This window comes from Tunicatimonas pelagia (genome assembly GCF_030506325.1).
GTDB classification, from domain to species: domain Bacteria; phylum Bacteroidota; class Bacteroidia; order Cytophagales; family Cyclobacteriaceae; genus Tunicatimonas; species Tunicatimonas pelagia.
Window position 1 is genome coordinate 1,755,375 of sequence record NZ_CP120683.1, and the last position, 11,795, is coordinate 1,767,169.

Annotated in this window: 6 protein-coding genes; all 6 read right to left on the bottom strand. The window is 44.1% G+C overall.

Features of this window, described 5'->3' with window-relative positions:
• Window positions 1-13: 13 nt before the first annotated feature.
• The 6 genes from P0M28_RS07385 to P0M28_RS07410 all read right to left on the bottom strand — a co-directional run bounded on the left by P0M28_RS07385 (window position 14) and on the right by P0M28_RS07410 (window position 11,791).
• Entirely contained in the window at window positions 14-3,577 is a 3,564-nt protein-coding gene (locus P0M28_RS07385) for a VCBS repeat-containing protein (RefSeq protein ID WP_302209079.1), read from the bottom strand.
• 109 nt (window positions 3,578-3,686) lie between these two features.
• Window positions 3,687-5,405, bottom strand: a complete 1,719-nt coding sequence (locus tag P0M28_RS07390; RefSeq protein WP_302209080.1) for a RagB/SusD family nutrient uptake outer membrane protein — start codon at window positions 5,403-5,405, stop codon at window positions 3,687-3,689.
• A 23-nt stretch (window positions 5,406-5,428) separates the two neighbouring features.
• On the bottom strand, window positions 5,429-8,728 hold the full coding sequence (locus tag P0M28_RS07395; RefSeq protein WP_302209081.1) for a SusC/RagA family TonB-linked outer membrane protein: 3,300 nt from the start codon (window positions 8,726-8,728) through the stop codon (window positions 5,429-5,431).
• A 422-nt stretch (window positions 8,729-9,150) separates the two neighbouring features.
• Window positions 9,151-10,434 (bottom strand): MFS transporter, encoded by a 1,284-nt coding sequence (locus tag P0M28_RS07400; protein WP_302209083.1) that lies wholly within the window; start codon window positions 10,432-10,434, stop codon window positions 9,151-9,153.
• Between the two features lie 215 nt (window positions 10,435-10,649).
• A complete protein-coding gene (locus P0M28_RS07405; RefSeq protein ID WP_302209085.1) occupies window positions 10,650-11,204 on the bottom strand; it encodes an OmpH/Skp family outer membrane protein in 555 nt (184 codons plus the stop codon).
• Between the two features lie 23 nt (window positions 11,205-11,227).
• On the bottom strand, window positions 11,228-11,791 hold the full coding sequence (locus tag P0M28_RS07410; RefSeq protein WP_302209086.1) for an OmpH/Skp family outer membrane protein: 564 nt from the start codon (window positions 11,789-11,791) through the stop codon (window positions 11,228-11,230).
• Window positions 11,792-11,795 lie beyond the last annotated feature (4 nt).

An 11,795-nucleotide genomic window follows, 5' to 3' on the forward strand; every position in this document is an offset into this window, starting at 1 on the left:
ATCCGCAAAACGATCATCCCGCTGGTTCTAGATTAATAGTTCGGCTATTTCCTTTAAAGTCATAGACAGTGGCACTTACAGCGGTACTCGGCAATGTAATACGACGGGTAACTTGGGAGAGATAGGTTGAGCCGTAGTAAAACTCATACTTCACGGTAGTGCCATCAGCTAGTTCCACTTCTGCCCAACTATCTATTGGTTGTAGCTGAAGGATTGGATTTAGTTTTCTAACGGATGAGTTCGCAAAAACTAACAAACTATCCTGGTTCTGGGTCACTAAAAACACGCTCTCGCCACTACCACTGCGTAGCTCCGCTAAACCTTTGGCATCACCAGGAACGTACCAGCCACTTTCATTCATAGATCGTGATACAAATTCACCTTTTCCATTTCCCTCCAAGTACAGTCCGTTAAGAGCATCGTAGCGCCCAGTAGCGATTTCAGTAGCGTAACTATTTCCGACTGCCAAAATATCCAAGTACCCATCCTGATTAATGTCTCGCGCTAACATCCCAAAAAGCGGGGCAAACTGCGCTTCAGTAGGCAGAGCCGTTACAGTAAACTTACCATCCCCTTGGTTCTCAATATAGCTGCTTGCCAGATGAGTAGCGTGGTAGGCGATTCCGCTGCTTAGTTCTTCTTCCGAAAAAACAGTATTGATTGTAGCTAAGCCATACTTTTCGTAGCTAGGAAACCGCTGACGGATCGGCAGAAACTGCGAAGTAAAATCATCTTTAGAATGCACTGGAAAGGGAGACAGTTGCCCGACTTCATCTTTCTTATAAGTAACCAATACTGGATCAATACTACCGTTGTTATCAAAATCGTTAGCGTATATACTCAGCGGATGCTCTTCGGTGCCTCGGTAGCTGGTGTTTAGCCCCAGATTACCCGCTACGTAGTCAATGTCACCATCGTAGTCAAAATCGCCTGCGGTAAGGCTATTCCACCAGCCAACTTTATTCGCTATGCCAGTGGAAGGAGTAGCGTTCTCAAACCCATTGCCAGTATTTTTAAATAAGGTAATCGGCATCCATTCCCCTACAATCAGTAAATCTACCAGTCCGTCATTATCAACATCAGTCCATAAAGCATCCGTAATCATTCCCAGACTATCCAACTCAGGAATAAGATCAGCCGTCACATTACTAAATGTACCCCCTTCGTTGCGAAGCAGGTAACTGGCTGGAGGTGTCGGATAGCTACCGGGAATTACCCGCCCGCCCACAAATAAATCCAGATCACCATCTTGATCGTAATCAGCTGCTTTTACACACGAACCACTGGTACGCATTTCCGGTAGTGCAGCTTGGTCTAACGTGAACTTCCCTTTGCCATCGTTACGATAAAACTTGTCTTGTAATTCTGGGCTATTGGGCTGAAACTCATAGCTGCCACTGACTGCGTACAAATCAAGGTCACCATCGTTATCTGCATCAAATAATAGTACTCCCAGTTCTTCGCTCACCGAATCAATTTTCGGTACTGTCCGGTTAAATGCCCCGTCCGCTGTTTGCAAAAACAACGTCCCTGTTTGATTAGCTGAACCCGCTACATAGAAGTCGTCTAAGCCGTCGCCATTCACATCACCTACAGCAATACCCGGTCCGTTTTGAGTCAGTTTATGAGGAAGAGTACGTTGCCAATTAAAGTCGATCATATCCTGCTCCTGATGTTTCAAGCGAATACCATAACTTTCGTTGGCTTTTCTAAAAGATGGGGTTGATATGGAAGAAATAATCTCCTGGTTAATATCCTGATTGCTCACCTCTTGAGCCTCAGAATACACCAGGGTTAAGGCTTGGTTAGCCGGAATATCTAGTAACAACTGACGTTTGCCATCCGGCCAAATTACCAGTAGAGAATCTACTAGACTATACTCGCCTAGCCCAAAGTGCTGCTGCTCTTCCATCGTAGAAAGATAACCTCGGTAACGCGCATTTTCTACGTACTGAACTTTTCCCTCTCCGTAATGGATCAACACTTTAGCTCCAATTCCCTGAGGGTTTATGTTATTCCCTTTTAAATCTACTCTTAGAAAATAGGCTTTTGCATCTTGATTATCATACAACTGGTTGCGGTAGACAAAAGCACTATCGTTGATGTTATTCACGACAATATCCAAATCGCCATCATTGTCCAGATCGGCGTAAGCGGCACCGTTGGAGAACGATGGAAGAAACATGCCCCAATCTTCGGTTTGGTCAGTGAATATCAGACCCCGATCAGAATCGGCACCATTGTTTCGGTACGCATAATTAGAAATTTTTACGACGGGGATAGAATCCATCATTTGAGCCGGAGTAGCCACTCCCCCACCTGGCCCTGCCCGGAAATTAGCGAAATCCCGATCAGTCACATCACGAGGGAAACCGTTGGTGATAATCAGATCTTTATAACCATCATTATCAAAGTCAGCCATCAGCGGAGTCCAGCTCCAGTCAGTTTGGTACACCCCTGCTAATTGTCCAATATCACTAAACACCGGATGCCCCTCGGGAGTAAATCCTTGATTAAGTTGTAGCGTATTGCGAACGTATTGGTACTCGAAGCCGTAACGCTCATTATTGATATAGGTAATGTAATTACTAACACCCAGCATTTGCTTCTGGCGCAGATTATTCTCCGGCAGCATATCCAGTGCAACTATATCTACTAAACCATCATTATTAAAGTCTACTACATCCGAACCCATCGCGGAAAAACTCTGATGCTTCAGGTATTTTCCTACCTGATTGGTAAATGTTCCGTCTTGATTATTGACGTAAAGTAGGTCGTTAGACAAGTAATCGTTGGTGATGTAAATATCCGGCCAACCATCCAGATTAATATCTGATACGGTAATTCCCAAGCCAAAGCCCTCAATCATGATTCCTGCCTCATTAGATACATTGACAAAGCGCCCGCCATCGTTCCGGTAGAGGCGGTCGTTGTTAGGAGCCGAACCATCGGTCATTTTTTCCCGATAACTGGTTGGCAAGCGGTTTTTGATGGTATTGGTTAGCAGATACAGGTCTAGATCACCATCCAAATCATAGTCAAAAAAAGTAGCTTGGGTAGTATGCCCTGTATCGGCAATTCCGTATTTCTCAGCCTCTTCAGTAAATTCAGGTACGCCTGCTTCGTCGGCCCCCTGATTAACAAAAAGCAGATTCTTGCGCTTTATGCTATCCTTGAGTAGCGTTGCCGAAGCATAAATATCTAAGTACCCATCTTGGTTAATATCTACCAGTGCCACACCAGAACACCACCGATCTTCTCCTGCTACCTTAGCTACTTGGGTAATATCTTCAAACTGCATATCCCCTTTATTGAGATACAGTGCATTATCTACTGAATTTCCGGTAAAATAAATATCAGCTAATCCATCATTATTTAAATCACCAATACCGACCCCACCCCCGTTGTAGATATATTCTTCATTAAGAATGTTGAAGGTATCATTTTCAGCAATACGATTGGAAAAATGAATATTAGATTGGTTAGGTGAAACCAGTTCAAATAGCGTTGCCGGCTGACTGTTACAACTGGAAAATATCCAACCTACGGCAACTACGATATAACTCAGGGACTTCATAAGATGCTTATGATGTATATCGGGGAGAATAATAACTATTTCTATAAAAAAACAAGTCAGACCTGAAGCCTGACTTGTTTTTTTATGTTTTAAGGAAATAAACTTAGGTTTAGTAACCAGGATTCTGGCTTAATATATCCTCTCCTATGAGATCAATCTCATTCTGAGGAATTGGTAGATACTCATCTTGTTCAGAGGTAAAGTCAGCTCCAGCAAAGGCATTGCTAAGGAATTGCCGCTCATTCGCTATGTAAGCATCCAAAGTAGATTCGGCAATGCCCCAACGAACTAGATCATAAAAACGATGCCCCTCACCAGAAAGTTCTAACTTACGTTCAAAGCGGACAGCCTCAATTGCTTGCTCTTGACTACCGAACGATGGATATAATTCGATTACATAATTAGCAGCAGGTGAACCATCCTCGTTAGACACCAAATCGTTTTGTGCCCGGGCACGAACTTGGTTTACAAGGTTTAAGGCGGCACCTAAGTTTCCTAATTCAGCTTCGACTTCAGCTGCCATGAGTAACACATCGGCGTAACGGATAATGTAATAATTGACAGCAGTATAACCAGGGGTCCACGAAGATACATCATTCTCGATACCGTCTCCCTCTTTGTAGTACATAAACTTTTTAGGGGAATATGGACCTCCGTTGGGCTGGTTACGAATCCAATCGCGACCGGGATGTGGCCCCCAATCTAAGAACGGAATTCCTCGTCGACCAATAGCATGATCTAGGCGTGGATCAACTGGCCCAGCATCGGGAGTAAATGCATCGACACTAGATAACCCAAAATCGTTTTCTAGCGCATTCGCACCGTTATTGTACGAGCCGTCTAGTAACGGAAGTCCTGCTGTTGTAGTTCGATAAGAATTAGCTAACTCAAAACTAGGCTGATTGAAGCCACAGCACCCACCGGGGCGCTCAGGCCCACTAGATCCGTGAGGAAAGTTGAGTACCATTGCTGGGTTCGCATTGTTTACCGTACCTGTATTCGCCGAAGCCTGCACTGAGAACACCGTCTCACTATTGTTATCGTTAGTAGAACGGAAAAGATCAGAATAGTTGTCTAATAGTGCGTAAGATTCACCCGTGGCTGTCACACCATTAGCGATTACCTCATCGAAAATTGGCTTAGCTTCCTCATGCTTACCTTGAAATAAAAGTACTTTCCCTAAGTAAGCACCTGCAGCCCATTTATTGGCTCTTCCCGCCGCAGTTTGTACTTCCGGTAGATTATCAAAGGCAAACTGAAGATCCATTTCAATCATCGGCCACAAATCCTGATCGTTAGGGATTAGAGTAATCTCATCCCAGGTCTCGTCTACGTAGGGAACATCGTCAAAATTCCGCTTTAGATCAAAGTAGTAATGACCTCGTAGAAACCGAGCCTCAGCCGCTATTCTAGTCTCAGCTTCTTCCGCTGCACCCTCAGAGAGTTCAATTAACGCCAACGTAGCATTTGCCCGGGCTACCCCTTCAAAGGTAGACTCGTACTTGTCTTCTACTGAGGCATTGTTGGTCTGAGCCGCATAAAGCTGTATCTCATTTACTTGCGACTGGTCGCCGGGATCACTGCCTTTGTTGGCATCGCCACCCAAAACCCCTCCCCAAAACCAATTACTGGCATCGGTGTAGAATCCACCCCGCCCAAGCAGCATGGCGTAGGTGGCGATTAACGACCCCTCCAATCCCTGTTGGGACGAAAGTTCAGTCTGACTTAACGAACCCGCTGGTGCCACATCTAAGAAAGAATCCTGACAGGCTACAGTAACCGAGATTACGGCTACCAAGCTCAACGCAATTATTCTAGTAATTTTCATATGTAGGTTAACTTATATATTGATTAAAACGATACGTTTAGTCCTAATACCCACTGGCGGGTCACTGGAATGTTACCCCGGTCAATACCAAAGTTAGTGTCAGCACCACCGCCTACTTGAGGATCTAGCCCACTGTAATTAGTGATCGTAAATAAGTTGTTAGCCGAAGCAAATACTCTGAACTTTTCTAATCCCCAACTATCCAGTAGTGTAGCGGGTAAATTATAACCTAATGTTATATTCTGCATTCTCACGTATGAACCATCCTCTACATAAAAAGAGTTCGATTGACCGGTAGTACTGAAGTTGGCAGCATCTTCAAAGATCGGAATTTCCGCTCCCGGATTATCGGGTGTCCAAGTATCCTTTACTCGGGTACTGATAGCAGCACCGGGAAATAGCGGATAGAAATCGGTAAAAAGTTTAGAGACATTAAAGATTTCATTACCAAACTGACCGTAAACGTACGTTTGTAGATCAAACGCCTTATACGTTAGCTTGATAGTAAGCCCGCCCGTAAAATCAGGAATTGGATTTCCTAAATCGGTACGGTCATCTATGGTAATTTCTCCGTCAGGCTCCCCATCAGGTCCGCTTATGTCAGCAAAACGAAATCGCCCTACGCCACCAGCTGGAGTTTCCTCCGTGGCATCCTCCGTTTTGGTAACACCTGGTTGAGTAGGAGCCGCGTCAATTTCGGTCTGGCTTTGAAACAAACCTTCTACTTGGTAGCCGTAGAAGTTAGATAGTGGCTGACCTAAACGGTTAAGTACCGGAATAATACCTCGGTACTCCGAACTCCGATTAGGCAGATCTTCAATACCGGGAGCCAGCGCAACAATTTCGTTTTGTAAGAACCCTCCGTTCAAGGTTACTTCGTAGCCAATACCATTGCCGATAGTACCTTTGTTCACAATGCGCAGATCAATTCCTCGGTTCAGCATCTCTCCTACATTTACCGAAGGATCGTCAGCGCGGAAACCAGCTTGTACAGTTATCGGTACTTGGAATAATAAGTCCTCCGTTCGCTTTTCCCATACGTCGAAGATTACATCTAGCTTTCCATCAAACAGTAAGGCATCAAAACCAATGTTAGTAGTAATTGCCCGCTCCCAACGAGCGAAGGGGTTGCCGATACGATTTCGGTAAAAACCAAGTTGGGCAGATGAGTTGGTACCATTAATGTCATAACTTCCCTGGCCTAGATTGGTAGTATACAAACTAAACTGATTGTTAGGATTTACATTGTTAGAGTTACCGATAATTCCATACCCCCCTCTAATCTTCATGTCTTCAATAAAGGTAAGCCCGTCCATAAAGCCCTCGGATGAGATTCGCCAAGCTCCTGATACGGCGGGAAACACTCCAAAACGTTCTTCAGCACCAAAGCGGGATGAACCATCGTAACGCACTACTCCCGTAAGTAAGTACTTATCGCGGAAATCATACTTTACACTTCCGAAGTAGGAAGCAAAGTTCACTCCATTAGATTTGAATCCGCTACCAGGCAGGGCTTCTACTGTATTAAGGGTAACGAAGTCAGGGCTTTCGGAGAACGGGTTGATTCCCGTACCTTCGTAGAAGTTGAATGCATCTTGGTTTAGCGCTTCCTGCCCCAATAGGATATCAAAGCCGTGGTCACCAAAATCTTTCTTATAATTTACCGTGTTGGTAAACACCCAAGACGTTTCGTAGAACGATCTTCTGGTGTAGCCAAAAGCGGAATTGTTTTCGCTGTTTTCATACTGACGCCGGGTATAAAGTTCAGCATTGAAAGCATCAAAACTGCCCCCAAAGCTAGAGCGAAATATCAAGTCTTCAATAGGCTCAAACTCCAGATAGACGTTTCCAAAACCACCCACAGAAAAGTTACTATTATTGCGCTGTCCGTCTAAGTTAGCTACTGGGTTACGAGGGTTATTAAAGCCGGGAGCGGCGGTACCAGCGTAGCCACCAAACTCATCGAAAACTGGAATAATAGGCGACATACGCGAAGCATCCAAAATAACGTTCTCGTCATCAGCCGAACCAGTTCCACCTTGCCCTCTATTGTTCGCTCCCAACAGGATGTTTACACTTCGGTAAGTTCCTTGTATGTTCTCACCCACGCGTAATTTGTTAGGAATTATGTCAAACTCAGAATTGGCCCGGAAGGTATAGCGCTTAAATATCTGATGCTTCAAAACCCCTTCTTGCTCCTGCATGTTTAACCCGATGTAGTAACGGTTATTTTCTCCGCCCCCCGATAGACCCAGATTATGCCGATGAAGCATGCCCGGTCGGGTAATAGCATCGTACCAATCGGTTCCCTCTTTATTAGCCCTTACCACTTGATAAGCAGAGGTAGGATCAATACTATACAGAGCAGCTTGCTCTTCTAAATTTATTGAGCCTACAATACCAGCATTAGGCCCTACTAGTAGATAATCAGGGATGATAGGCTGAACTCCAGTTCCGTACTGCGGATGTTCAAAGTTGGGAGTCTCGCCTCGGTTGTTAGCCCCATTTCGGATAGCATTCCACGTCCATATAGCTTGCTCCTGAGGATTCAGTACCTCAAGACCTTGGCCAGGATCAGTTACTCCAATTTCCCCATTGTAGGTTACCTTCAGTGGTTGATTTCTTCCTCCTTTCTTGGTGGTAAAAACAACAACCCCACCGGCAGCCCGAGCTCCGTAAATAGAAGCACTGGTTGCATCTTTCAGTACCGTAGTAGCCTCAATATCACCGGGGGCCAAGAAATCAGTATTTAGCGTTGGAACCCCATCTACCACATAAAGTGGCTCATTACCACCTAAGGCACCGAAGCCTCGCACCCGAACAATACTACTGGTACCGGGCTGTCCGTTAGTAATTACCGTTACTCCCGATACCCGGCCTTGCAATTGCTGCTCTACGTTACCCGAAGGGACTACCTGCAAATCTTCGGCATCTACTGTAGCAACCGAACCAGTAGTTTCTCTTCGGTTATCTACCGAGTACCCAGTTACCACAATTTCGGATAGGGACTGAACATCAGGTAGCATTGTCAGGTCAACTGTACTCTGGTTGCCTACCGTTACCTCTTCGGCAGTATAGCCGATCGAAGTAAACACCAGCACCGCATCGTTACTTGGTACGGTTAAGCGGTACTCACCGTTCATATCGGTTACCGTTCCTTGCGTAGTGCCTTTAATAAGCACATTAACCCCCGGGAGGGTTTCACTAGTTTCACCGTCGGTCACCGTACCCGAAACGGTCTTGTCTTGCGCGTATCCGCCCACACTCAGCATCAAGCTGAACAGGAAAAGATACACACATTTGAGATGCGTAGAAATTCTCATACTCATTAGGTTTACGTTAAAGTTTGATTAAAAAGGTTTTGAGCTTTATATATGCTGTGAGCATAATCGTTTATAGCTTTTTTATAGGTAGCGAAAGTATCTGATGGTATCGCTATCTTAATTGTATCAACTTCCAAAGTAGGCAATATTTTGCCACTTTTTCAATACTTACTCTTGAACTAACAGTATTTTTATATTATTTCAAAAATTTATATAAAAAAATATAAGAAACATATAGTTTACGTTGGGAGCCTGACAAACATATGATAGTGTACTATTCTAGTTTATAAGTACTTCACTTGTTGAAAAAGACAACTCTATGACAAAGAAAAAGGCAACCTTCCAGAGAAAGTTACCTTTTAATATTTACCCAAATACTAATTATGATTCGGGTATTATATTCCTTCTTTTTTCAGAAGCATCTAATACTCAGCCGCTACCTTTTCTGATTCAGGTACCGCTTTCTTAGTGTTCTTCTGCCAGAAAAAGAAAATAGCAAATAACACAATCAGTATTGCGGGGAATGCTATCATTTTCTCCAGAGTATCTTGCCCAGTAGATAACTCTAATGCGGTTCCACTTAGTCCTTCGGCTATATTTTCAGCCCGAGAACCATCAATCCACCCTCCAATGATGGGTTGAAAGATAGAAGTAGAAAACATACCTACCGCTCCGATAATAGACATACCTAACGCACTACTTAACGGCACCCGCTGCGCTACTGCCCCTACCATCACGGGCCAGAAGTAGCAATACCCAAAAGCAAATATTACAGCGGCCACGTACACTAAAGCTCCGGTTACAGTACTAAACATGTAAATTCCGATGGTAGAAAGTATAGCTCCACCTAATAGTACTCCGGTCTGGCCCAAGGAAGCTACAACCGGGCCGGCGAAGAACCTACCGACAGTTACTAGTCCGGCTGTCAACGCTAAAATAATCATAGGATCTGCCCCACTACTTCCTAAAATAAGACCTACCCATTGGCCAGGACCAAACTCGGTGATAGCCGTTAGTGCCATACACGCGATTAAAAACAGATAAACCGGACTTAGCATAGCCTTAAAGTTCTCGCTTAGCGAGGTGGCCCCTTCTACTTTTGCTTTTGGAAATGTTTTTCCAAAGAATAGTACAGCATACGTAATAGTTGGGATCATAATTACCCACATTTGCGCTTCCCAACTTAGAGAAGGTAAGAACACCCATTCGAAATTACCAATTACTATACCCCCATCGGTCATGAACTTAGAGATTAACGAACCCAGCAAAATACCCCCAGGAAACCACATATGGAAGCGGTTGAGCATCTTGTTCATTTTGACCCCGGAATACATATCGGCAATCATTGGGTTACAGGCGGCTTCCGTACAACCAGTTCCTAAGCCGATGAGTAGGGTAGAAATCAGAAGGGTAACGTATCCTCCAGCATAGATAGTAAGAATAATCCCCAATGTATGCGCTAGGAAGGCTACGTTCATAATAATTTTTGGGCCTACCGTATGATAAACCAATCCACCGATAACCATTGAGATTGGGAACCCTAAGAACCACATTAGATTAATAAATCCCAGTTGTTCAGCCGATAGGGCGAACGTTTCTCCTAGCTGGGGGAGTATTCCAGCTCGGATAGAATACGTAAAACCGGTAGTAATGAGGGCAAAACAGCTTCCGTAGAATAAGGCAGTTTTGTTGACATTTTCGTTCATAGGTTTAGAAGATTAGTTAAGTAATATGATGGTTTTTCAAAAAGCCAAGGTGTCAAGTTAGTCAATAAAAATATAGAAAATAACGATACAAATGATGATAACTCCCTAAAAATACGGGCAGATCACCGACATTCATTACAGAAACGACACTGTTGAGCAAAAAAAAGCCAGACAATTTTGCCTGGCTTAGTGGATAGTAGATGCTGTTTTTTCGGCTAGTTAGACCCGGTATTGTTGGCTTCAGTAGGAGTGATGCCCATGTTTTTGAGTACCAAATCAGAAATATCGGCTTCGTCCTGATTCTCTACGTAGAGTAGAATTGGGTTTCCGGCCACATCTAAACTAAACACGTGGGTGTAGCTTTGTTCTTTGGCCACTGCGTCAATCGCTTTCTGGATTTTATCCAGAGCAGGTTGCAGTAGCTCCGCTTCCTTTCGTTGCAGATTGGTTTGCGCCTCTTGCTGGTCTTGCTGAATTTGGGTTTGCAAATCTTGCAGCTCCTTTTCTTTAGCAGCCCGGGCGTCTTCCGTCATGGTGGCTGCCCCTTTTTGGTAGGCATCTAGTTGCGTTTGAAACCCTTGCATTGTTGCCTGAATTTTATTGGTAAGCTGCCGTTGGTAAGCTTGCAGTTCAGATTGAATAGATTTAGCCTCGGGCATTTGGCTCAGTACGTACTCAGTACTCACAAACCCAAATTTTTGCTGGGCATTTGCCTCAGCAGTAAAGAATAGCGCAAATACACTTATCGCTATTAAAATATTTCGCTTCATACTAATATTAGGTTACATTAAATTTATCGAATAGTATCTTCTCGTTCTCCTAACCCTAGTTCATCCAGCACATAATCGGTATAGTCGTGGATAGGGTTAGTGTATAGCATCACTAAGTCTGCCGACTTATCAAACATTATCTGTAGTTTATTTTCTTCCGACACCTTTTCTATTGCCTCAAAAACTTGATCTAAAATCGGTTTAACTAGCTCCTGTTTTTTCAGTTGGTGCAACCCCTCAAACCCAAATACTTTCTGCTGATATTCTTTCAGCATTTGTTCCTTCTCTTGAATAGCTTCGTTGCGTTCCCGACGCATTTCAGCCGTTAGCAATACCTCCTCAGCCTTCAATTCACTACGCATAGCGTCTACCTCCTGCTGCATTCCCTGTATTTCGCTCTGCCATTGGGTTGCCAGTTGCTGAACTTCAGCTTGAGCCTCCTGATACTCCGGCATCTTGCTTAGGATATATTCCGTAGTAACATATCCAAATTTCTGGCCAAACACTTCAGGGGTCGCCAATAAAGCGCACAAAGTTATAAAAACTATTGGAAAAATGCGGGTACCGGGAAAAACAATCTTAGCCATAGCC

Coding starts and splice junctions, on each gene's coding strand:
- P0M28_RS07385 (WP_302209079.1), bottom strand. CDS start 3,577: ATGAAGTCCCTGAGTTATATCGTAGTTGCCGTAGGTTGGATATTTTCC.
- P0M28_RS07390 (WP_302209080.1), bottom strand. CDS start 5,405: ATGAAAATTACTAGAATAATTGCGTTGAGCTTGGTAGCCGTAATCTCG.
- P0M28_RS07400 (WP_302209083.1), bottom strand. CDS start 10,434: ATGAACGAAAATGTCAACAAAACTGCCTTATTCTACGGAAGCTGTTTT.
- P0M28_RS07410 (WP_302209086.1), bottom strand. CDS start 11,791: ATGGCTAAGATTGTTTTTCCCGGTACCCGCATTTTTCCAATAGTTTTT.
- P0M28_RS07395 (WP_302209081.1), bottom strand. CDS start 8,728: ATGAGAATTTCTACGCATCTCAAATGTGTGTATCTTTTCCTGTTCAGC.
- P0M28_RS07405 (WP_302209085.1), bottom strand. CDS start 11,204: ATGAAGCGAAATATTTTAATAGCGATAAGTGTATTTGCGCTATTCTTT.